Origin of the sequence: Actinomadura barringtoniae (assembly GCF_017573505.1) — a bacterium.
Taxonomy (GTDB): Bacteria; Actinomycetota; Actinomycetes; order Streptosporangiales; family Streptosporangiaceae; genus Spirillospora; species Spirillospora barringtoniae.
In genome coordinates this window covers 1-309 of record NZ_JAGEOJ010000074.1, presented here as the reverse complement: position 1 = coordinate 309, position 309 = coordinate 1, and the positions used below count along the sequence as shown (strand labels likewise).

Below are 309 nucleotides of genomic sequence, written 5' to 3'. Positions count from 1 at the left end.
ACTCCAGAACACCGCTCCGGCCACCCTCGCCCTCCCGGCACTTGACGTCTCGGCGGTCGACGGCCTTACCCGTGTCGCCGCCGCCCGGTTCGACCTGGACTTCTCGATCACCGAAATAGAGGACGACGGGCGGCCCGCCGGCCTGCGGGGCGTGCTCACCGGTGCAATGGACTTGTTCGCCCCCGCGACCGTCGACCGCATCGCCGAGCGTTTCGTGCAGGTGCTCACCAAGGCCGTCGAGGACCCTCGACGCCGGATCCGCGCACTGGACGTGATCTCCGCGGATGAACACCGGAACGTGGTCCACGA

1 protein-coding gene is annotated in these 309 nt (G+C 68.9%); it reads left to right on the top strand.

Annotated elements, in window-relative coordinates; translation table 11 throughout:
• Positions 1 to 309, top strand: a 309-nt coding sequence (locus J4573_RS53460; protein WP_208264197.1) for a hypothetical protein, incomplete at both ends; no start/stop codon positions are given.